The organism is Acinetobacter sp. YT-02, assembly GCF_002412355.1.
GTDB classification, from domain to species: Bacteria; Pseudomonadota; Gammaproteobacteria; order Pseudomonadales; family Moraxellaceae; genus Acinetobacter; species Acinetobacter towneri.
Window position 1 is genome coordinate 23,617 of the sequence record NZ_NOZT01000015.1, and the last position, 21,538, is coordinate 45,154.

Genomic DNA, 21,538 nt, shown 5'->3' on the forward strand with positions numbered 1-21,538 from the left:
TGTTGACGCGAAAATTTTGCCGCATTATACCGAATAATGGGCTATTTTCTGCTTTTGATGTGTAAAAAAATTGCTTTTTTCGATATGAAGCGCATTGTGCAGGACCTTGATCGGCAAATCAATCTTGCTTCACACCGCTAGATTAACGTGCTTCGTCAATCCACGCCATTTGAATGGCTTCTAAGATGCCTTCAGTCGATTTTTCGGGATCATCTTCAAACTCTGGCAAAGCACAGACCCAAGCGTGCAAATCGGTAAAACGAATCCATTGCGGATCGACATCGGGATGCGCCTCATATAACTCAATGGCAATGTCGATGCTGTCCGTCCAACGTAAACCCATGTGTATTCCCTATTCTAGTCAAGACAGCGACTACTTTAACAAATTTCGCATGGGCTGCCTGCCATTACTGCACTGAATTTTCGATTTGGTTTTATCCAGACTTATAAAACAATATTTACATAAGGTGCAGCCAAAATAATCGCACTCGCCACTGAACCGCCAATCATCGCCCCGACTGCCACATCACTCGGATAGTGCAAGCCTAAAATCATACGGGAAACGGCCACCAAAATCGTAAAGGGCAACATCAACATCAACAATACTGGCTGGATATAACCCAAAACCGTTGTGGTCATGACTGCATGCAAAGTGTGACCTGATGGGAAGCTAAAATGATCTAAGGGACGTTCACCCAAACGGATCACTTGGTGTACCTGATACGGACGTGGACGGACGGTTTTCTGTTTTAAATATTTATAAATACCTGTGCCGACAGAACCGCCTAACAACAGATAAATAATTTGTAAACTATAACCAATACCCTGCATCATCCATGCACTTGCGAGCATGACATACCAGAACACACCATCGCCCAAACGGCTAATAACTTTAAAAAATTGTGCCACCCGCTGAGAGTGGGAAAAATGGTTAAGATACAAACAGCCTTTTAAGTCGAGATCCAGCATTCTTATTTTTGCATTTTTAAACTTCATCAGTTCTCTCCTCTTTGGCGTATATCTAAGATGGCATGTGTAGCTCCTTCGCCACCTGATATAACGCCTGCTCAAATTGTTGGACTGGATACTGCCAGCCAATATTTAAAGTCGCTTTGCGGGCGTGTTCGCCCATCTGTCTAAGGGTTGTAAGATCTGGAAGTCGGTGGATATGACCGACCAAATCTTCTGGCTGACCGAGTGGACTCAACCAACCTGTTTCATTCGGTTTTAGATGTAAACGTGCACAAGCATAATCATACGCAATGACAGGTAAGCCACTGGCCATGGCTTCTAACACGACATTACCAAAGGTTTCCACCTGACTGGCGAAAGCAAATACATCGGCACTGGCATAGGCTTGTGCAAGTGCTGTCCCACTTAAACTACCTGTAAAAACAATATCTCCCTGAGTGTTCAAGGCTTCTAAACGCTCACGGTCTGGGCCATCTCCAACAATCACCAATTTCACAGGCTGTTCGGTATTTTTTGGCATACGCTGATAGGCATCAATAATAAGATTGACTTCTTTTTCAGGTGATAAACGCCCGACATACAACATCACCCGCGTGTTTTCACTGGCACCCCAACTTGCTCGCAGTTGGGTCGAACGAAAATACGGGGAAAAATATTCAACATCGACACCACGCCCAACCACCACTAAAGGCCCTTGCACGCCAAACTGACGCAATGATTTTTCGGTGTGGCTACTTGGCACACAAGTCAGCGATGTATTGTTATGAAACCATTTTAGATAGTGCTGAATGGGTTTGAGTAAAAATGCCAAATCGAAAAAACGGCTAAAATCCTGAAAAGCAGAGTGAAAACCACTCGATATTGGAATATTTTTGGACTTTGCAATTTGTAAACTAGCTAGACCCAAAGGACCTTCAGTCACGATATGCACCACATCAGGTTGAAACTCATCTAAAGCCTGCGAAAGTTTAGACCACTGCGGCCAGCCAAATTGTAAATTATGATATTTAGGAATGGCTTGTGCTTTTACCAGACATTCTTGATACGGTTGGAATTGAGTGCAGGCTTGTTTTTGTTCAGGGCGAATCAATAAAATTTTGTGTCCAAGTTCCTGCAATCCTTTGCAAAGCTGCAACAGTGAACGTGCCACACCATTAATTTCAGGTGGCCAAGTTTCTGTTACAAGGGCAATTTTTAAACGTGGGCGGACGAGGTCTGAGAGTTCAGAGGTAGGCTGGCTGCTTTTTTGTTTTTGATCTTGTTTGAAATAAAATTTAAACGCATCGCTGTAACGCTCTAACTTACTGCTCTGCTTTGCCAATACATTGCTCATCGCCTTATGCTCAATTCTTATTTTATGCTTGCTAGCATAGAGCAGCAGCATTGCAGTAATATGATGCTTTGGTGACACATTTGTCATTTTTTAAACAACTAGATGACCACTCATACCTAGTTTTATGTATATCCTTTGCTGTCATTCAGCAAAAAATAGATAAAAAAAGCAGATATTGTCTACCTGCCTGCTGAATATCTTGTTTGCTGAATACCTGATCCGCGGCGCATTTTGTCTGGAACTGCCGCACATCTAAGCCCTCTAAAAAAGTAAATTAATATACAACTCATCGGTATAACGCCCTGCTGGCGTTGTCAAACTCGGTTGTTCATCCAAGCGTACCGCGACACTGTATTTATGTCCTGTCGTAGAAACATGCCCTGCTATAGGCGTGTTCCACAAATTTGTTTTTGCTCCCATAATACTCATACTGGTGCGTAAACGGTGTGAACCATTATTCACAAAGCTGCTGCCATGTTTGTCACGTAAATTACGACTGCTGAACTGAATGCTATAACCACGGTCACAGCGCACATTAAAACTGGTTGCGGTCTGGCTACGGTATTGTGAACTCATTTGCAATAAAGATTCACTGACTGAACCAATGGTGCAAGCCTGTGCAGGAAAACAAATCCAGCATCCACACAGCACTAGACTTAATTTTTTTACCATCCCTAATCTTTTCATGTTCTCATCCTCAATCATCCTGCTGATATACTTACTGACAAATCAAATCTAACTGTCTAGTTTGTGGAACAGTGCCTGCTTTAACTTGAGGGACGTCAAGTGAACTATGGCAAATTTTTCCACCTTTGGTTTTGACTTTCAGCGTATAACTGCCTGCTTTCACACCATATAAATGTACTTTTCCATCGCTGCCCACAGGTACAAATTCAGTTGTATCATCACTTAAATACACTTCACTGCCCTGCACAAAGGTCTGCTGATCGGGCGTGAGTAAATGCAATATGATCAATCCTGTACGCTGAACAGGGAAATTCACTTTATAGCCGCGTTGATTCATGCCAATCACTTTTTGGCTTGAATATTCAAAACTGTCATACAGATCTAACTGGTCCTGATCAAAAGACACGTCGTAATTGACGTAAGGCACAATGTCGTGCACAAACACATAACCATGTTGATTGGTTTTACCAACAGGTGTTAAGGCGCGCTGTACTTCCACATTTGGAATATCACCAACATTCACCAAGGCAAAAGCATTGTCTACATATTTGGTCATGGCCCATTTACGGTCTAACCACACTACTGCGCCCTGATAATTGGCTTGACTGTAGCTAAAGCGCTCACTTTCATCGTGGCTTAAATATAAATTGCCCATCGGCATTTTCAGGGCTGTATAAGCATTTACCCCAATATCCCCTTCTGTTTGTTGGTGACGCACAGCAAGAGTGTAATCCACACCATTTTGCGTCAGGCTGCTCTGTGCATAACGCAACTGGGTTTGCTCATCAAAATTATGCGAAAGCTGCGCACTGCGGCGTTGGTCAAATTGATAGTTCAGCGTTAAATATGCCCCGTCGCTATCCTGCATTTTCAAATCTTTATAATAAGAAAACGACAATGAAGTTTGACGCCCAAACATACGAGAAAAACCGACTGTAAGCATTTGACTATCTGCAAAGCTATTATTTGCATTGGGATGATAACGGCGCTCTAGATAGTTCACATTTAAGGTATTAATGAAAGGAATATAGAAAATACTGACATAAGCTAAGTTGTCGTATTCCACTGTTTGTGTCATATCGCTATAACCCAACCACGATATTCAGGACTGTAGTATTTATGACTTGCACCAAGTGCAAGCCGACTTCCATTACGGCTTAACGAAGCGCCAAAGGTATAACCATCGCCCCAATCACTGTGGCTAGACGCAGCATGCGTATCTAACAAGGCATATTTGCTGAGAGATTGCGTCCATAGCAACCCGACATTCTGCACATCTTTGCTATAACTTAAATTGGTTCCTAACGTCGTGCTGTCTGTAATTCCACGTCTGAAATAAAGGTTGCCAAAAAACTCACGATAATCATCCGACACGTAGTCGTAGTCATAACGCAGCTTTCCTGCAGAAAAGTTGTATTCGTTCAGTCCTGGTTTGAGTAGTTGCGTGGTGACATAAACTGGAAAAGATTGCACGGTACGATTTCCCAATACATCTTCCACCACCACTTGCGCCTCGCCCGACTGCTGAATATTTGCACCCGTATTTAAGGTATAGTGCCCAGGCGTCACTTGTTGCTGATATAAATTGATGCCATTAATGTATAAATCGACGGTGGATGGCAGTACAGCACTGCCTCTTAAGGTGGGTACATTCCAATAAATAAAGTCTGGATAACTACTAAAATTCGAACCAAAAGATACACCGCCAAATCTAAATGTATCTAATAATGGATTATAAACACTTGTGTTATCACCCAAGGTTAAACGCTGATAACGTGATGGAAACTCTATTTCAAAACTGGTATTCAAACGCAGTAGCTTATCTTGATCTTGTTCTACCTCTTTGCGATACATCATGGCATTTTTAAAAATCCAGTAATCTTTAAAAACACCAAGCTCCACCAAGCCATTTATTTCATTGTAATTATCATAACGTGCATACAGCAAATCATAATTTAAAAAGCCACCCAAGTCCGCTTTTGAGGGAATCGCATGCGTTTGGGTAAATTGTGCATCAATAAAATAGCTGACTGGTACAGTTAGTTTTATGGCTTGCAGCGCAGCGTCTTGCACGGACTGAATTTCATTGGTGCTTACAGAACAGAACTGAGTTTGTGCGCTGTGTTTTTGTAAGCGCTCTTGCAGCAAACCCAATTGTTGCAAGACTTCACATTCCATATAACGTTGCCCGTCCTGCTGCAATACTAGACTTTCAACGACACGATCAACGCCATTTAGCCAGACACTATTTAATACCATTTCAGGCTGAGCAGCAGCGGCTTGTAATGGTATCCCCCACAGGACACTTTGCAGCGCAAAAAACAGTCGAGTTCTATGCATGATTTAGCCCTTCATTTTCAACTCAATGGCTTGCTCACTTTTATCTGTTTCAAGTTTGAGTATGTAATTTTTCAAATCACTGAGTTTGATTTGCCCCATATCAAAGCTGTGCTTTTGTTGATTCAACAAATATTTCATTTCACGAGTAGTTGCGACAGGTTGTTTTTGTTGATTTAAAATACTGATTGAAGAAATTTGCACATGCGATGCAGCATGATTTTCTATCTCTAAAAATAAATGATCATTTTGATAACGCGGGGTTGCTGTTACCTGAATGGCTTCTTGCTTACCCACAAATAAAGGAACAGAAATTGTGAATAAAAATTGTAAGGCGTCTTCTTCCACTACAGGAGCAATTTCTTTAAAAACAATGCGCCAAGTTTTTTCTTGCGCCATTTCTTCCTTCAAAAGTGGTCGGCTAAAACCTACACGAATAATTTGTTGTGTATTAGGTTGTAAAACAAAGTTTTTTGGATTAATTAAAAGGTCTTGATCTGGCTCTAGTACATCTTCACCCTGTGCATTTTGCGACCATTTATAGGCAGACATTTCAAAGCTTTTCGGTTCAGTAAGATCGGTGGCTTCCATGACTACTGTTGCACTGCGTTGTCGTGCTTTATCGCCCAAATACATTTGCGTAGGTGAAATGACCAAGTTTGCATAAACAGCTTCTACACATAAGCAACCTGCAACCAGCATATATATTTCAATAATCGTTTCATACTTCCCCCAGCAATGTCTTATTTTGTATTTCTTTAGACTAAAAAGTTGACTCCACCCTGTCGGTAAAGCCAACTGATTTAGATTGAGTTCAAGCGAATTAGAATGACACTCGAATGTTGTATTTATCGGTGTAAGTACCCGCTGGTTTAGAAATACCTACGCTGTCACTTTTAACCAAGACATTGTAAGTATTCCAGCCATTGTTACCTGGCGCAATGTTGGTTTTCTGATCATTTAACTGAATCACAGACGATGAACCCGCAAGCGTGGTTTCAACGGTTAAACCCACTGCATGATTACCTGATATCGCTTGAGATTTGGTTGATTTGCTCCCCACACGGTTATCGGTATCGACCATTAAGTTGTACTTTGCATTCGCTCCAACCAAAAATTGACCTGAAGATTCTGCACCATCTTTTAATGAGATACTTGGTGTTTTCACTTTCAGTTCAAAGCGCTTAGGCACAATCACTTGAATTGGAATACTTCCTGTACATGGCCCTTCGTTACATACTGGGGTTGGCTTAGGGTCTGGTTTAGGATGATGATTACCACCTGCCATTGTTACCGTTGAAAAAGCTCCGAAAACCATCAAAGCAGCAGCAGTTTTAATAAATTTAGACATGTCACTTCTCCATAACTCTTATAAAAACCATTTTTTAATCATTCACTCACTTGAGATATCGTTAGAATTATTGAAACTCAATCCTTAGCGAGCTTCTTCATTTGAGGTATTTCTCACAAAAAGCCATCTATACGCCCTAATTCACACAATATTAAATAAACCTTGGAATTCAGCTAATTAGGAGATTAAAGTACTGTTTTAAATGACATCGCAAAAAACTAGGGAGCAGCCCACTCCCTAAAACTTGTGATACCAATTCTAGGGATACCCAAAAAATATATTTATTTACATTTAAACCAACACATTGTTTTTATTTAACTTTAACAACATTTTTATTTAAATTTAACAACATTTTTATTTTAACTTTTGTTACATTTTAAGTAGGTTTATTTTTGAAAGAATGGTCAAAATTCAGTTTTTAGCCTAATTTTTACTACACTTTTCACGTATTTAATTCACTATCTCCTATCACATTCAACAGACTGAGCGTTTTTTAACATCAAATCTCACCAATTACAGGGATTGCCTCTCGCTATAAAAAAGCCATGTTTTGGGCGGCTGAATTTATGCAAAAGATCAAGTTTTCACATCACCAACTCAACGAAGAAACAGTTGATCATTCATCTATATCAGAAACGTGAGAAACCAATCTCGAAAGATGTTTAGCCGTTCAATAACGCAATAGCAGGCAAAATAAAACCCCATTCAAGCCACTGCCTAAATGGGGTCATCATACCTGAGCCTGTAATATGGACTCAGGTACACACGCGTGACTTATTTAACGTAAGTCAACCAATGTGCATATTTGTCATTCTTGCCTTGAACTGCGTCAAAGAAAGTTTTTTGAATTTCAGTGGTAATTGGGCCACGTGAACCACAGCCAATTACACGGTCATCGTATTCACGAATTGGGGTAACTTCTGCTGCTGTACCTGTAAAGAAGGCTTCATCGGCAATGTAGAATTCATCACGCGTAATACGGCGTTCAACTACTTCATAACCCAAGTCTTTAGCAATCGTGATCACTGTTTGACGCGTAATACCATCTAAAGCACCGCCTGCGATGTCTGGTGTATGTAAAACGCCATCTTTAATTAAGAATACGTTTTCGCCAGAACCTTGGCATACATAACCTTGTGGGTCCATCAACATCGCTTCGTCATAGCCTGCTTGCGCTACTTCTTGGTGTGCAAGAATAGACAAAGTGTAGTTACCAGAAGCTTTAGCTTTACACATGGTCACGTTTGGATGATGATGCGTAAACGATGAAGTTTTAACGCGAATACCTTTAGCCATCGCTTCTTCACCCAAGTATGCACCCCAACCCCAAGCCGCAACAGCAGCATGAATGGTGTTATTGGTTGCAGCAATACCCAGTTTTTCAGAACCAATCCAAATTAATGGACGTAAATAGCACGATGAAAGTTTGTTTTCACGTACAACATCAATTTGCGCCTGTTCTAAAGCTGCTTGATCAAATGGTACTTTCATTTGATAGATTTTTGCAGAGTTTAACAAACGCTTAGTATGGTCCTGAAGACGGAAAATCGCAGTTCCGTTTGGCGTTTCATAAGCGCGGACACCCTCAAACACACCCATACTGTAGTGTAAGGTATGCGTTAAGACGTGAATTTTTGCATCACGCCAGTCAACCAATTGTCCATCTTGCCAAATAAAACCATCACGATCAGCCAAATTCATGGCACACACTCCAAATGTTTATACAATAGTCATTTTAATCCAACGCAGACATTGCAGTCGGATCAATTAATCTTTGCCATAACTTGCAAACGACCTCACGGGTATCGTACCAGTCCGCAGCATTGACTTGCATGGATTGATTTGCAAGGGCTAAGCGGTGGCTTTCGGCTCGTTCACGGAGATAAGCTTGAATCAATGCTGTCGCATCGTCGCTGGATAAGCAACCTGTTTTTGCGGCATCTTCAAGGATTCTTACGTTGTCGGAATAATGGGCGAGATCAGGATTCGACCCACTCCAGGCTAATACCGCATACTGTGCCATAAATTCGATATCAACGATACCACCTGCATCCTGTTTTAAATGAAAAATTCCATCTTTTTTTTGCTCTTTAGATGAACCCAAATGATCTTTCATTTTTTGACGCATTTTCAGCACTTCACTGCGGACATAAGCTTCATCTCGCGGCTGGGTTAAAATCTGACAACGCAATACTTCAAACTTGTCACGTAAACATTGCTCACCCGCAATACTGCGCGCACGCACTAAAGCCTGATGCTCCCACAGCCACGCACTTTTCAGTTGATATTGCTCAAAGGCCCGTAAACTGGTCACCAATAAACCCGCATCTCCCGAAGGACGTAAACGGGTATCGACATCATAAACTCGACCATCTAAAGTTTGCGTGGTCATTAAAGATACAAATTTACGTGCCACCCGCATAGCAAATTCAAAGCCACTGATCGGTTTAATGCCATCAGTATCGGCTTGTTCATCCATGTTGTGAATAAAAACCACGTCTAAATCTGAGCCGTAACCAAGTTCGATGCCACCTACTTTGCCATAACCAATAATGGCAAAAGCGTTATGCTCCAAACCACAGCGCTGCCCTTCACTGTCTAGCGGATAACCATGTTTTTTGACAATCATCTGATAGGCCAGTTGTAGGGCTGCATTTGCGGTCACTTCGGCAATATCGGTTAACGCATCTGACACTTTCATTAAGTGACTTTCTGCCAGTACATCGCTGGCCGCAACTGTTAATACGTTGGATTTTTTGAATAAACGTAGCACCCGCATGAGGTCTTCAACTTCATCCAGTTCAATGCGCAGCAATTGTTGGCGCAAAGAATCTTCCAAATCGCTGCGTTTTGGCAATTCAAAATCCATAGATAAAAATTCATCCAACAACACAGGATATTGCGTCAATTCTTCACAAATCCACGGGCTGACTGTGGCCATTTTTACCAAGCGTTGCAGTGCCCCCTTGCTTTCAATCAGCATGACCAAATACACGGTACGACGCAGAACAGATTCGACCAGTGGCATTAAACGCATCAATGCCATTTGTGGATTTTCTGACTGCAACACTGCTTCAATCAAGTGTGGCCAAAAGGTTTTTAAACGCTGTAAAGCTTTGGCGGTGAGTTTTTTAATGGCATGTCCATACCAGAACTCATGCACTAAATTTTTCGCTTGATCGTCTAGTACCGCATCGAGCTGTTTTTCTAGCTGACTGTAATTTTCCAGCAAAGAATCGGGTTCATTTTCTTTAATTAAATGCTCAAACTGATAAATGACTTTGACACGCTTTTCATTTAGGGTCTGCATAAAGCTGTCCCAATCGGCAAAGCCCAAAGTATCGCTAATGCGTGCGCGTAACTCAGGTTCAGTCGGTAAAGCTTGGCTTTGCTGATCATTCAAGGCTTGAATGGCATGTTCTACTCGACGCAGGAATAAATAGGCATCTTCCAAATCCAGTACGGCTTGTGGCTCTAGCAATTCAGCTTCGCCCAAATGGCGCAAACTCACCAAACACTGGCGGTCTTGTAATTCTAGTTTTGAACCACCGTAAATCAGCTGAAAAACCTGCACAATAAATTCAACTTCACGAATACCGCCCGCGCCCAATTTAATATTGTCTTCAATATTACGACGCTGCACTTCGCGCTCAATCATGGCTTTCATTTCGCGCATGGCTTCAAAGGCGGTGTAATCGACATATTTGCGGAATACGAAAGGTCGGGTCATTTCCAGCAGTTCATAACCTTCTTGCCCACCTGTGATAATACGTGCCTTAATCCAAGCATAGCGTTCCCATTCGCGTCCATGCTGGCTTAAATATTTTTCCAGTGCGACATGGCTAATCGCCAAAGCAGAACCATCGCCCCACGGGCGTAAACGCATATCGACGCGGAAAACAAAACCATCGGCGGTGATATGATCTAATAGATAGATCAGTTTTTGTCCCCATAAAATGCAGAATTGCTGCACTTCAATACACTTGCGTCCATTGGTTTCGCCTTGTTCATCAAAGGCAAAAATCAGGTCGATGTCGCTGGATAAATTCAGTTCCTGCGCACCATGTTTACCCATGGCGACCACAATCAGATCTTGGACTTTACCGTTATACCCCATCGGTTCGCCATGCTTGGCGACCAACGGAATCCGAGCAAAATCTTTGGCTACTTGCACACAAATATCAGCAAAGTCTGAAAGTTCCTGCGTCAACGTCACCACATCGGTGAGTTGGTTGGCATCTTGCCAAATCCAGCGGAACATTAAACGCGCGCGTAAAATTCGCAGGGTTTTCATCCACAAGGTTTCATCTTGAATGTCTTGTAAAGTCGAAATCACCAATTGATGAATATAGTCTGCGCTCAGCGGTTTTAGAAATTGGTCAATTGCATAATCCTGCTGTAACAGGCTTTCGTGATTTGCCAAGACTTGTTCTGCATATTGACTGGCATGTAACGTTTTTTGCAATTGTTCCGCATTCATTTTTAAGACCTAAAACCCAGTTTTATTTTGAAATATTGTCAACCCATCTATTTATAGCAGCAGATGCGTCAAAGAAGAAAATAAAATTACAGCAATCTGCAAAATACCTCTTGCTTAAAATGCAGCGATAAAAAAACCGAAGCCTAAACTTCGGTTTTATCTGCTTGATGCAATGCTTATTCAGCATCTAGCATTAATTCTGCGCTCATACCAACCGTGTTAAAACCTGCATCGACATACAGAATTTCACCAGTAATACCATTCGCCCATGGTGAGCAAAGGAATAATGCCGCATTACCAACATCTTCAATGGTCACGTTACGTTTTAAAGGTGCAACTTTTTCATTCAGGTCTAACATTTTACGGAATGATTTAATGCCCGATGCGGCAAGCGTACGAATCGGACCTGCAGAAATTGCATTCACGCGAATACCGTCAGCACCCAAGCTTGAAGCCAAGTAGCGTACACCTGCTTCTAAAGATGCTTTCGCCATACCCATGACGTTGTAGTTTGGCATCACACGCTCAGAACCTTGATAAGTCAAAGTCAATAAGCAACCTTGGCGTGCTTGTAATAATGGTTTTGCAGCACGTGCCATCGCAATAAAGCTATAAGCACTAATGTCATGCGCAACTTTGAAACCATCACGATCTGTAACATCGGTAAAGTCACCATCTAAAGTATGCGCAGGCGCAAAACCAATCGAGTGAACCAAACCATCCAAACCATCCCAGTGCTTTGCCAAGTCAGCAAAAGCTTGCTCAATTTCTGCATCTACGCCTACATCGCAAGGCAATACAATGCTTGAGCCAAATTGTGCAGCGAAGTCATCAACACGTTTTTTGAGTTTTTCATTCGGATAAGTAAATGCTAATTCTGCACCTTCACGATGCAATGCTTCTGCAATACCAAATGCGATAGATAATTTACTTGCAATACCAGCAATTAAAAAACGCTTACCCGCCAAAAGACCTTGTGCCATGTGAAACTCACCTTGATATATTTCGCAGTATCATGCCAATTCTGAACGCATAGTGAAATTGCATAATGCGCCTTTTTTTGCCGTTTATGTAAAAACTCAATGGCGATTCAAGTGAGTGATAGATGACGTCACATGATGATCTGCAAGTGGTGACGTACAATCTTGGTTAAAAACTTGCCCTACCACTTGGCATAATGCTGTTCAAGCAAGCCGTATTCGTTTAACAAAATAATTTCGGTATCGTCTTGTTGAATAGTACCACTAATTTTAGCTTGCCATTGGCTGAACTGACTGCCGACTAGACGCAAATTCAGGTTTTCATAACGGCGCCAACCTGTGCTGACAGTTAAATTCAAACGATGATCCAGTGAGCGAATGCTCCACGAGCCATCATCCTCAGGTTGGAACAACACATCTGTTAAGGGATACAGCACGCCATTAATCCACAAACAGTTTTCGTTGCCAAAACTTTCATTCACACCAGAAGCCAGATTCAAGCCTACACGACGGTCTTCGGTATCCCAAAAGTTGCACGACAACCAAAACCATGCTGTTTCAGGGCGTAAAAAACCGCAGGTATCATCTAAAGAAGCAAAGGTGCGTTCATGGAATTGAATGGTTTGTCCTGTTTTATTAACAAAATAGCCTTCACAGCCGAGTGTGGTCAGTTTTTGGGTGTAAGTCCAACCATTAATACCTGTTGGGCTACACATACTTAGCGGGTCTGTGCCTGCACAAAATATCCGCGCACTGAGTTTAATTTCACCATATTTGGTCACGCGGATATAACGCACACCATTGGCATGTTGAATTTCAATTTGAAATGGCGATTTTTCAAAAAAACTTTGATTAAATAACTGTTGCTCATCTAAAACCGTATTACGCGATAAAAAATTAATCGCATTCCATTCCTGCACTTCGCCCGTCATGTGATTATAAATATAGACAAAACCGTGCCCTGCCCAAGCAATATCGGCAATCGCAAGCCCAATGGTATAGTGTTCGTGCTGAATACTACAGAATTTAAACTTTTTATATTTTAAGCGTTTACGCCAACCCGACAATACTTCACCATACGGTGATTTATATTGATAAGCCTGATAATCAATTTTTTTGGGAAGTTCACTAAAACGTCCATAATGCGGTTGTCCATTCGCCTGAATTAAATCCATTGAAGACATTCCCTATTGTCTAAAAACAATTCATCTTTGGTCGTATTATGCCTACAAATGCATGTACAAAAAACCCGCAGCTTATGATTTTGTTCAAAAAACTATAAAAGCATAGATTGTTTTACTATTTTAAGGCTTGAGCGTTCACTAAATATACAAAATATAAATTAATAGATATCTTCCCCTCAATATTCTGAAGGTATTTAAGCATCAGCATTCAAAGTCAGATAGGTATTTTCCCAACGATTGCCTGAAAATGAGCCTTCAACCAATTGCACATAGCGACCATGCACCTGATCTATCGCAATACAATCATCTACCTCTAAGACCCGATCGGTATGTTGTTTTTGCCAGTGCTGGGCAAAATAGGCTTTACCACGCTGTTTTGCCACCATTGGATTTTGCGCCACCACCAGTACATAACGATGTAACTCGCCAAACTCACGCGGATCATATCCACCTAAATTAATTAAATACAGTCGGTTTTCTGCCTGATTCGGCTGCGCATCGGTAAATTTTAAATAGTAGGATTTACCTTCAAACTCAACACCATTAATTTGCGCCCATGCGTCAATATGCAAACCTTTCGGTTCTGCAAACCAAGCCTGCTTGAGTTGCGGATAGGTCTGTTCTAAAGAATCGCCTACCGCAAGTACCACATCATGCACTTCAGTATTGGCTCGCGCATGACGCCCGCCTAACATCACGATAAATAAACTGGGCATATCCGACTCCTACGCAAATTTCCTAAGCATGATGGCTTTTAAGGTTGATGATTTTGAAGCATGATTGTTTAAAGTAGCGAGAATTTTTCAATCCTCCAAATAAAAAATCGTGCCGAATTGCTTCAGCACGATTGAATTGAAATGTAGCATACTTTATTTCAAGCAGCTTACGATTTACATATCCACCATTTCCACGCCATCAATGCGGGCAACAGTCATTAAGTCTTTATCACCACGACCTGAAACAGTCGCAATAATGATTTGGTCTTTATCCATCGTTGGTGCAAGCTTGCTTACATAAGCCATAGCATGCGAGCTTTCTAAAGCAGGAATAATCCCTTCAATGCGGGTTAAATCACGGAAACCTTGCAAAGCTTCTTGGTCATTGATTGGCACGTAATCGACACGGTGCATATCTTTCAGGAAGCTGTGCTCTGGCCCTACACCTGGATAATCCAGACCTGCAGAAATAGAGTGGGTTTCAATGATCTGACCTTGTGCATCCGACATTAAATAAGTACGGTTACCGTGCAATACGCCTACGTGTCCTGCATTCAATGGCGCAGAGTGTTTGCCTGTTTCAATGCCCAAGCCCGCAGCTTCGACACCGTACATTTTCACTTCGGCATCATTCAAGAATGGATAGAACAAGCCCATCGCATTAGAACCACCACCAACACAAGCCACAAGTGCGTCAGGTAAACGACCTGCCTGCTCTTGAATTTGACGACGTGCTTCACGACCAATAATAGATTGGAAATCACGTACCAATTGTGGATACGGATGTGGGCCTGCCACAGTACCAATCACATAATACGTTGAATCGACATTGGTCACCCAGTCACGCATAGCTTCGTTCATGGCATCTTTTAAGGTTTTAGAGCCACTTTCTACAGGTACAACCGTTGCCCCGAGTAAACGCATGCGGTACACGTTCATGGCCTGGCGTTTGACGTCTTCTGCACCCATGAACACTACGCACTCTAAACCTAAGCGGGCTGCAATCGTTGCGGTTGCCACACCATGCTGACCAGCGCCTGTTTCGGCAATAATGCGTTTTTTACCAGACAACTTTGCCAGTAATGCCTGACCAATGGTGTTATTCACTTTATGTGAGCCTGTATGGTTCAGGTCTTCACGCTTTAAGTAAATTTGCGCACCACCTAACTCTTTAGACCATCGCTCAGCATAATACAAAGGACTAGGACGACCTACATAGTAGGCGAGATCGCGGTCGAATTCTGCCAAAAACTGCGGATCATCTTTCATGCGGAAATACAATTTTTCTAAGTCTTGTAAAGCCGCCATCAGCGTTTCTGACACAAAACGTCCGCCATGGATCCCAAAATGCCCTTTTGCATCTGGGAACTGGGTATAGTCAATCACTGGATTATTGTGATTTGTACTTTGCTGATCCACGTTGGACTCCTTGCATGAAGTGTTCTATGAGTTGTTGGTCTTTAATACCTTTTGCAGACTCTACCCCGCCACTGACATCAACGGCATAGGCTTGAGTCGTCTGAATTGCATCTTCAATATTTTCAGGGTTTAAACCACCCGCCAAAATTAAAGGAATATCGAGTTTGGGGAATTTTGACCAGTCAAAACTGTGTCCTGTACCACCTTTCAATTCAGGATGCCACGCGTCTAATAATACTGCGCTTGCACCTGCTTGTTGATAGCTTTTTATCGCATCTAACACATTTAAATCAGGTTTGACCTGAATGGCTTTGTACCATCGACGTCCAACTTGCTGTGCTATTTGCTGACATTGCAAGGGTGTTTCATCACCATGAAATTGCAGAATATCTAAAGGTACTTGTTTCAGTACAGCGGCTATTTCTTCTGCCGTTGCATTGACAAATAAACCAACCACTTGCACATAAGCGGGAATGTGTTGCAGCAAGCCTTGTGCTTGCTCAATGCTCACATTGCGTGGACTTGGAGGATAAAACACCAAGCCAATTGCATCTGCACCCGCATGCACAACACTGTTTATATCTTGAATTCGCGTGATTCCGCAAATTTTGGCACGGGTACGCATCGTTTTGGACTCTAATCCTGATTTTCAATCTTCATTTTGCTGATCTTGCTGTGCGTGACTTTAAAATTGTCTGTTCACACTCACAGAATCAGATATTGGGGCGAATCATTGTAATGCAATTTTAAGGGGTTGAGTGAAGTTCAGGCGGATTATTCTGCATTTCCGTTGTTTAAATGGCATACAGACTTTATACTTCGCGCAAATGCAACGAGTCCTAGCTTTGAGCTTTAGGGAAGTTGGTGAAAGTCCAACACTGCCCCCGCAACGGTAACCATGAAACGTATATCAATTTAAATCTTATGATTTACACCACTGTATGAACAATATGGGAAGGTGGATATATAGCGAAGCAATCATAAATTAGAAGATGCTTGGCACATTGAAGTCCGGAGACCTGCTTGTTGTGCCCTTAACTCAATCATTCACGTGGGGTGAATGTATGGAGCAAAGTCATGTCTACTCTTTTTCAGCCTACTGCTTTAGTGGGCGCAATTGCGCTTGCAATGGGTTTTTCAACTTCAGTTTTTGCTGCAGAATCGCAAGATCAGCGTGTGGTGAATGTTGCTTTAGATACGCTTGTTGTTACTGCTTCACGTAGTGAACAAAATATTAAAGATGTTCCTGCGCGGATTAATATTATTGAGCCAAAGATTTTGGAACAGTCGCCAATTGCTTCTTTTCCTGATTTACTAAAATACAATGCTGCCATTAACATGGTTCAAAGTGGTGGTATGGGGCAACTTGCCGATATTTATTTGCGTGGTACTGAATCAGACCATACTTTGATTTTACGTGATGGTATACGATTAAATAATGCATCTTCGGGTACAGCAAATCTTGCTTTTATTGACACCACAGATATCAAACAAATCGAAATTCTAAAAGGTCCTGCATCTGTTCTCTATGGTACAGATGCTATTGGCGGTGTGATTCAATTGATTTCAAAAAAACCTGAAAAAACAGGTGCCTTTATTACAGGTGAAGTGGGCGAAAACAAAACCTATAAATCCGTCATCGGTGCTGATTTATATGAAGACAGTTTTTATGCTCAAATTCGCGGCCAACGATTAGAATCTGATGCAACAAAAGTAACCAACCAAAAAACTAGCAGCAATGAAACTGCTTCTTTTGATCAAAAAGGCTTTAGTACCAAACTTGGTGTAGAAAAAGAAAATTTTGCAACATCAATTGACTACAGCACAAATAAAGGCACTAGCTTATATGATGCTTATACATTTAACGGTGCATTGCTGAAACAAGACTTTGAAAATGAAATTATCAATCTTCGCGGTCGTATAAACCTGACCGATCAATTTGAACTGAATGCACGTTTGTCTCAATTTACAGATGAAGTCGACCAAAAAGATTCAACCGACTTTGTACATGGTAAAACTCAAGAAGCAGAATTCTATGGTAAATGGAACTTCATGCCTCAGCAGACTTTACTTACGGGTGTGACTCATCGCAATCTCGATGGCGATATTCTATCTTATGGCACACCCTATGATGAAGAAGTAGACTCAACCGGATATTATATTCAGCATCAACTTAACGGGACTAAACTTAATACCCAAGTGGGTGTTCGTGTAGAAGACAATGAAAAATATGGGACGCATACTGTAGGTCAAATTGCTGCTCGGTATCAATTGCTACCATCAACTAGCGCATATGTAAATGTAGGTACAGCATTTAAATCGCCAACCTTGAATGAACTTTATAATTCATGGAATGGCAACCCTAATCTGAACCCAGAAGAAAGCACCTCCTATGAAATTGGTTTTGACCAAAATCTAGCTTATGGCTTGCAAACAGGTTTATCTGCTTACTATACAGAAGTTGAAGATTTAATCGCCTCAGACCGCAATGGCAAACTGACAAATATTCAAAAGGCGACGTACCAAGGGGGTGAGGCTTATTTAGGTTGGCAGCAAGATGATTTATTTGCTAAAGCAACCTATAGTTACGTTAAACCTCAAAATGCTGCAACTCATCAAGATTTAAATCGTCGCCCACGTCAAGGTTTTACCTTAACAACTGGCTTACAAAATGAAATATATGGTATTAGCGCATCTTTGGTCGCTAAATCCAAATCCAAAGATTGGGATAAAAACTATAAGAACCCAGGTTATGCAACGGTTGATGTAAATGCTTTCTGGAATGTAAACCCAAATGTCAAACTATTTACCAATATTCAAAATATTGGGGATGTTGAATACAAGACCGCATACCAAGATCAAGGTTATTACTACATCAACGGCGGTCGCCTCGCTTCAGCAGGTGTAACTTTCCGCTACTAAAACCCGCATAACAACAAAAACTTTAAAACAGCGCAGTTTATGGATAATGTAATGACCGACATTATCCTTTTTTATTGCGCCAGCTTTTATTTCTTACAACCAAGTAAACGCAACTTTCACTTTCAAACAAGGAACGATCATGGGCCACCGTTTAAGCAAAATCTACACCCGCACAGGCGATTCAGGCACAACAGGACTGGGCGATGGCTCACGTGTCGCCAAAGACGACTTACGCATTCATGCACTGGGCGATGTCGATGAACTCAATGCCTGCATAGGCGTATTGCGCTCACAAATTACACATAGCAACATTCAAGACAAAAACACTTGGGACAAATCGCTTAGCCTGATTCAGCACTGGCTATTCGATTTAGGCGGTGAAGTCTGTATCCCCAATTACCATCTCGTACAACCACTTGCGATTGAGTTCCTAGAACAAGACATTGACCGCATGAATGAAAGCCTGCCAATGCTCAAAGAATTTATTCTGCCTGCAGGTACATTGGCATGCAGTTATGCACATCAAGCCCGTGCCGTATGTCGTCGTGCAGAACGTAGTTTAATGACCGTACACAACCGTGATCAAAATATTCAGGCACCATCTTTGCAATTACTGAACCGACTGTCTGACTGGCTATTTGTGGCATCTCGCAGCTTGCAACGTGCCGAAAGAGGCAGCGAAGTGTTATGGCAAAAGAACATCAACGACAGTATTGGTAACTGACATCACACTCTAGAATCGGAAACTAAAATAAAGCCCTGATTTTGCATCTAAAAAATCACGTCGGATGCTGCTTGAAATTTCACACCATCCGACCAAAATAAGAAATGTCATCTCTTTGTCACGTCGTACTTGCAAAATGAAAGCAAACTTTCAATTCATGGGCACATTATGCGCATAATTGGTCATCGTGGTGCGCGTGGCGAAGCGCCTGAAAACACACTCGGTGGTTTTGAATATATTCAAAATATTGGCATTCGAGCGGTTGAGTTTGATGTGCGTCAACTCAAAGACAATGCCTTAGTGGTTATGCATGATGATCAATTCATTCGCACCACAGGACAAGACAAAGCACTGTATGAATGTAGTCTGGAAGATTTAAACCATTACAATCATGCGGTGATGTGGTCGGACTGGAATAAAGTCGAAACCACGCCCCTACTCAATCAAACCATGACCATTATTCAAAATTTTGATCATATTGAAGTAGAAGTCAAAGCGGTCAACTCGCATGCCGCTGCCGAAAAAATTACCCAAAGTTTAGAGCAACATTTGAAGGGTTTTGAACACAACGCCATCATCACCAGTTTTGATCCGAAAATTCACTGGGCTTTGCAACAACAAAAATCACGCTTTAAACGCGGTTTATTGGTTGAAGATAATCTGCAATATCAAGCCATTGATCAGGCTTTAGAATTAGGTTGTTGCCAAATTGGTTGGATGAACGAACTCGCAACCGGTGCGCTCATTCAAGCCACACAACAGGCCAAACTGAATATCAGCGTTTGGACAGTCAACCAGATTGAACGCGCCAAACAGCTTAAAGATTTAGGGATTCAGGGTTTAATTACCGATTATCCTAAACTGATGATGCAACACTTGTAAGCGGTAACCTTAAGCATATTGATGAATAAATAAATGATTTATCGTGCTTGTTTGGCTACCGTATATCATATTTCCGTAAAATCTCGCAGATACCATTATATTCTGTTACCACCCAGTACAATACAACTGTACAATAATGCTGTGATCGTGAATACGCTCATGCTAATATGCGAAAAAATTAATCCCTAAAAAATTTAATACTATGATTTCAATCTATAGATCGGTCATAGCGTTATAACGGATTAAGCGTCCATTTATACCTCCCAAGGTTCTAGGAGTGCTGTTGGAGATGAATGCTCCCTTACCCAAAGCCCCAATCAACTGGATTGCCATCTTTGCACTGGTTTTCTTACCTATTGTTGCAGTGATCGCGATTCCTTGGTATGCCTATCACCATGATTTTAGCTTAGCCGCTTGGATCAGCATGTTTGTATTACTTGGCGTAAGTAGCTTGGGTATTACAGCAGGTTATCACCGTTTATGGGCACACCGTGCTTATGAAGCTACCCTTCCCTTGAAAATCATTTTAATGATTATGGGAACATTTGCCGTTCAGAACAGTATTTTGTTCTGGGGTTCAGGTCACCGCACCCATCACCGCCATGTTGATGATGTCGAAAAAGACCCATATTCAATTAATAATGGTTTTTGGTTTGCGCACATGGGCTGGATGCTACGTGACTACCCTGCCGCAGAGCCAAACTTTAAAAATGCGCCAGATTTGTTAAATGACAAACTGGTGATGTTCCAACACAAATACTATATTCCGCTCGTAATTGCAGTTCACGTTGGCATTTTGGTGCCAATTGGTTGGGCTGTGGGCGATATGTGGGGCGTGTTGTTATTGGGCGGTTTAATGCGTCTGATTTTAAGCCACCATGTTACCTTCTTTATTAACTCGCTGTGCCACATGTGGGGGTCGCGTCCTTATACTGACGAAAATACCGCGCGTGATAACTTCTGGTTAGCAATTGCCACTTGGGGCGAGGGTTATCATAACTATCACCACATTTTCCAGTATGATTATCGTAATGGCGTAAAATGGTGGCAATATGACCCAACTAAATGGTTAATTTGGTCATGCTCGAAGTTGGGCTTAGCGAAAAACTTACGCCGTATTCCAAGCTTTAATATTAAAAAAGCAGAATTGGCGATGCGTTTTAAATATGCAGAGCAAGACTTGGCGGTCTATGGACACAATGTAAATGATGACATTGGCCAAGTTAAAAGCCGTATTTCGCAAGAATATGATGCCTTTACCCAAACCCTGAACGATTGGGCAAAGTTAAAAGAGCAAGAAATTCAGGCGAAAAAAGCTTCTGTAGCAGAAAAAATTCACCAAATGGATGACAAATTGAAAGTTGAATTCCAGTTGGTTGAACAGCGTCTTTCACACCATCGTGAAACCTTGAACTTGCTGATGCGCAACCTGAAAAAGAATCCTGTATCTGAATAAACCTCTGTTCTGATGCACTGCGAAAGCCCTGACCTGTTCAGGGCTTTCTGTATTTTTAGACTACAGTTTTTAAAGTCTAAGTTTGCTATAGTGAA

General features: G+C 41.7%; 19 protein-coding genes and 1 riboswitch. Of the genes, 4 read left to right on the forward strand and 15 right to left on the reverse strand.

Features of this window, described 5'->3' with window-relative positions; translation table 11 throughout:
• Positions 1-142: 142 nt before the first annotated feature.
• The 15 genes from iscX to CF596_RS06030 form a co-directional block, all read right to left on the reverse strand.
• Complete coding sequence (gene iscX, locus CF596_RS05965; protein WP_019836293.1) at positions 143-343, reverse strand: Fe-S cluster assembly protein IscX; 201 nt, start codon at positions 341-343, stop codon at positions 143-145.
• Between the two features lie 101 nt (positions 344-444).
• Positions 445-996 (reverse strand): phosphatase PAP2 family protein, encoded by a 552-nt coding sequence (locus CF596_RS05970; protein WP_004975087.1) that lies wholly within the window; start codon positions 994-996, stop codon positions 445-447.
• Between the two features lie 25 nt (positions 997-1,021).
• On the reverse strand, positions 1,022-2,305 hold the full coding sequence (locus tag CF596_RS05975; protein WP_096901546.1) for a glycosyltransferase family 1 protein: 1,284 nt from the start codon (positions 2,303-2,305) through the stop codon (positions 1,022-1,024).
• Positions 2,306-2,566: 261 nt separating this feature from the next.
• Positions 2,567-2,992 (reverse strand): hypothetical protein, encoded by a 426-nt coding sequence (locus tag CF596_RS05980; RefSeq protein WP_096901522.1) that lies wholly within the window; start codon positions 2,990-2,992, stop codon positions 2,567-2,569.
• A 31-nt stretch (positions 2,993-3,023) separates the two neighbouring features.
• Positions 3,024-4,070 carry a fimbria/pilus outer membrane usher protein gene (locus CF596_RS14890; RefSeq protein WP_242439131.1) on the reverse strand — a complete coding sequence of 349 codons (1,047 nt, stop codon included), beginning with the start codon at positions 4,068-4,070 and terminating at the stop codon, positions 3,024-3,026.
• Complete coding sequence (locus CF596_RS14895; RefSeq protein WP_242439132.1) at positions 4,067-5,332, reverse strand: fimbria/pilus outer membrane usher protein; 1,266 nt, start codon at positions 5,330-5,332, stop codon at positions 4,067-4,069. Before CF596_RS14895 ends, CF596_RS14890 begins: the two co-directional genes overlap by 4 nt.
• 3 nt (positions 5,333-5,335) lie before the next feature.
• A complete protein-coding gene (locus CF596_RS05990) occupies positions 5,336-6,031 on the reverse strand; it encodes a fimbria/pilus periplasmic chaperone (protein WP_242439133.1) in 696 nt (231 codons plus the stop codon).
• 121 nt (positions 6,032-6,152) lie between these two features.
• Positions 6,153-6,680 carry a hypothetical protein gene (locus tag CF596_RS05995; RefSeq protein ID WP_096901523.1) on the reverse strand — a complete coding sequence of 176 codons (528 nt, stop codon included), beginning with the start codon at positions 6,678-6,680 and terminating at the stop codon, positions 6,153-6,155.
• A 774-nt stretch (positions 6,681-7,454) separates the two neighbouring features.
• A complete protein-coding gene (locus CF596_RS06000) occupies positions 7,455-8,381 on the reverse strand; it encodes a branched-chain amino acid transaminase (protein WP_004975074.1) in 927 nt (308 codons plus the stop codon).
• 34 nt (positions 8,382-8,415) lie between these two features.
• Positions 8,416-11,160: a bifunctional [glutamate--ammonia ligase]-adenylyl-L-tyrosine phosphorylase/[glutamate--ammonia-ligase] adenylyltransferase gene (gene glnE, locus CF596_RS06005; protein ID WP_096901524.1), complete on the reverse strand. Its 2,745-nt coding sequence runs from the start codon at positions 11,158-11,160 to the stop codon at positions 8,416-8,418.
• A 176-nt stretch (positions 11,161-11,336) separates the two neighbouring features.
• Positions 11,337-12,143 carry an enoyl-ACP reductase gene (locus CF596_RS06010; protein ID WP_004975071.1) on the reverse strand — a complete coding sequence of 269 codons (807 nt, stop codon included), beginning with the start codon at positions 12,141-12,143 and terminating at the stop codon, positions 11,337-11,339.
• 179 nt (positions 12,144-12,322) lie between these two features.
• Positions 12,323-13,315, reverse strand: coding sequence for a DUF2804 domain-containing protein (locus tag CF596_RS06015; protein ID WP_096901525.1), 993 nt, complete (start codon positions 13,313-13,315; stop codon positions 12,323-12,325).
• 203 nt (positions 13,316-13,518) lie between these two features.
• Positions 13,519-14,040 carry a DUF1543 domain-containing protein gene (locus tag CF596_RS06020; RefSeq protein WP_096901526.1) on the reverse strand — a complete coding sequence of 174 codons (522 nt, stop codon included), beginning with the start codon at positions 14,038-14,040 and terminating at the stop codon, positions 13,519-13,521.
• 174 nt (positions 14,041-14,214) lie between these two features.
• The gene (trpB, locus tag CF596_RS06025; protein WP_096901527.1) at positions 14,215-15,459 is read right to left on the reverse strand and encodes a tryptophan synthase subunit beta; all 1,245 of its coding nucleotides are present in this window, start codon (positions 15,457-15,459) and stop codon (positions 14,215-14,217) included.
• Positions 15,431-16,084 (reverse strand): phosphoribosylanthranilate isomerase, encoded by a 654-nt coding sequence (locus CF596_RS06030; protein WP_096901528.1) that lies wholly within the window; start codon positions 16,082-16,084, stop codon positions 15,431-15,433. Before CF596_RS06030 ends, trpB begins: the two co-directional genes overlap by 29 nt.
• A 192-nt stretch (positions 16,085-16,276) precedes the next feature.
• Positions 16,277-16,501: riboswitch (cobalamin riboswitch) on the forward strand.
• Between the two features lie 35 nt (positions 16,502-16,536).
• On the opposite strand from CF596_RS06030, the gene CF596_RS06035 reads away from it, so the two are divergent.
• The 4 genes from CF596_RS06035 (at position 16,537) to CF596_RS06050 (ending at position 21,443) form a co-directional block, all read left to right on the forward strand.
• Positions 16,537-18,381 carry a TonB-dependent receptor gene (locus CF596_RS06035; protein ID WP_019836281.1) on the forward strand — a complete coding sequence of 615 codons (1,845 nt, stop codon included), beginning with the start codon at positions 16,537-16,539 and terminating at the stop codon, positions 18,379-18,381.
• A 139-nt stretch (positions 18,382-18,520) separates the two neighbouring features.
• Positions 18,521-19,105, forward strand: coding sequence for a cob(I)yrinic acid a,c-diamide adenosyltransferase (locus tag CF596_RS06040; protein ID WP_004975056.1), 585 nt, complete (start codon positions 18,521-18,523; stop codon positions 19,103-19,105).
• 168 nt (positions 19,106-19,273) lie between these two features.
• On the forward strand, positions 19,274-19,987 hold the full coding sequence (locus tag CF596_RS06045; RefSeq protein ID WP_096901529.1) for a glycerophosphodiester phosphodiesterase: 714 nt from the start codon (positions 19,274-19,276) through the stop codon (positions 19,985-19,987).
• A gap of 289 nt (positions 19,988-20,276) precedes the next feature.
• Positions 20,277-21,443, forward strand: coding sequence for an acyl-CoA desaturase (locus CF596_RS06050; RefSeq protein WP_096901530.1), 1,167 nt, complete (start codon positions 20,277-20,279; stop codon positions 21,441-21,443).
• Positions 21,444-21,538 lie beyond the last annotated feature (95 nt).

Excerpts from the sequence above, each read along its gene's own strand:
- CF596_RS06050 (WP_096901530.1), top strand. The coding sequence starts at position 20,277 with ATGAATGCTCCCTTACCCAAAGCCCCAATCAACTGGATTGCCATCTTT.
- CF596_RS05970 (WP_004975087.1), bottom strand. The coding sequence starts at position 996 with ATGAAGTTTAAAAATGCAAAAATAAGAATGCTGGATCTCGACTTAAAA.
- glnE (WP_096901524.1), bottom strand. The coding sequence starts at position 11,160 with ATGAATGCGGAACAATTGCAAAAAACGTTACATGCCAGTCAATATGCA.
- CF596_RS06035 (WP_019836281.1), top strand. The coding sequence starts at position 16,537 with ATGTCTACTCTTTTTCAGCCTACTGCTTTAGTGGGCGCAATTGCGCTT.
- CF596_RS06000 (WP_004975074.1), bottom strand. The coding sequence starts at position 8,381 with ATGAATTTGGCTGATCGTGATGGTTTTATTTGGCAAGATGGACAATTG.
- CF596_RS06045 (WP_096901529.1), top strand. The coding sequence starts at position 19,274 with ATGCGCATAATTGGTCATCGTGGTGCGCGTGGCGAAGCGCCTGAAAAC.
- CF596_RS05995 (WP_096901523.1), bottom strand. The coding sequence starts at position 6,680 with ATGTCTAAATTTATTAAAACTGCTGCTGCTTTGATGGTTTTCGGAGCT.
- CF596_RS06010 (WP_004975071.1), bottom strand. The coding sequence starts at position 12,143 with ATGGCACAAGGTCTTTTGGCGGGTAAGCGTTTTTTAATTGCTGGTATT.
- CF596_RS05975 (WP_096901546.1), bottom strand. The coding sequence starts at position 2,305 with ATGAGCAATGTATTGGCAAAGCAGAGCAGTAAGTTAGAGCGTTACAGC.
- CF596_RS06040 (WP_004975056.1), top strand. The coding sequence starts at position 18,521 with ATGGGCCACCGTTTAAGCAAAATCTACACCCGCACAGGCGATTCAGGC.
- CF596_RS06015 (WP_096901525.1), bottom strand. The coding sequence starts at position 13,315 with ATGGATTTAATTCAGGCGAATGGACAACCGCATTATGGACGTTTTAGT.
- CF596_RS14895 (WP_242439132.1), bottom strand. The coding sequence starts at position 5,332 with ATGCATAGAACTCGACTGTTTTTTGCGCTGCAAAGTGTCCTGTGGGGG.
- CF596_RS05980 (WP_096901522.1), bottom strand. The coding sequence starts at position 2,992 with ATGAAAAGATTAGGGATGGTAAAAAAATTAAGTCTAGTGCTGTGTGGA.
- iscX (WP_019836293.1), bottom strand. The coding sequence starts at position 343 with ATGGGTTTACGTTGGACGGACAGCATCGACATTGCCATTGAGTTATAT.
- CF596_RS14890 (WP_242439131.1), bottom strand. The coding sequence starts at position 4,070 with ATGACACAAACAGTGGAATACGACAACTTAGCTTATGTCAGTATTTTC.
- CF596_RS06030 (WP_096901528.1), bottom strand. The coding sequence starts at position 16,084 with ATGCGTACCCGTGCCAAAATTTGCGGAATCACGCGAATTCAAGATATA.
- CF596_RS05990 (WP_242439133.1), bottom strand. The coding sequence starts at position 6,031 with ATGCTGGTTGCAGGTTGCTTATGTGTAGAAGCTGTTTATGCAAACTTG.
- CF596_RS06020 (WP_096901526.1), bottom strand. The coding sequence starts at position 14,040 with ATGCCCAGTTTATTTATCGTGATGTTAGGCGGGCGTCATGCGCGAGCC.